Origin of the sequence: Pseudomonas sp. P7759 (genome assembly GCF_013386445.1) — a bacterium.
In the GTDB taxonomy this organism is placed as follows: Bacteria; Pseudomonadota; Gammaproteobacteria; order Pseudomonadales; family Pseudomonadaceae; genus Aquipseudomonas; species Aquipseudomonas azotoformans_A.
Genome location: NZ_JACART010000160.1, coordinates 1 through 309, shown reverse-complemented (window position 1 = coordinate 309; position 309 = coordinate 1). Strand labels below are relative to the sequence as shown.

Sequence of the window (309 nt, the reverse complement as noted above, 5' to 3'; positions counted from 1 at the left end):
GCGCGAGCGTAAGCGCACCCGCCCCAAGAAAAGGCAGCGGACGCCTTACCGCTGCTTGCAGCCACGGGCGATACCGCTGCTTGGTGGCCGCGATCACCCGCACTTCCTTCTCTGCGACCTGTTTGCGCATCAGCACCGCGATCATGGCCGGCACGAAGGTCAGCGACAGCACGAAGGCTGACGCCAGCGCCAGCATCAGTGTGATGACCATCGGCGAGAACATCTTGCCCTCGACGCCCTGGAAGGTCAGGCACGGCAGGAAAACCAGGAAGATGACGAGCTGGCCATAGACCGTGGGGCGGACCATCT

The 309-nt window shown here is 63.8% G+C and carries 1 protein-coding gene; it reads right to left on the bottom strand.

Going from position 1 to position 309, the window contains the following annotated elements; genetic code table 11:
* Positions 1-309: efflux RND transporter permease subunit (locus HX823_RS31795; protein WP_177078616.1), on the bottom strand; the 309-nt coding region annotated here is incomplete at both ends.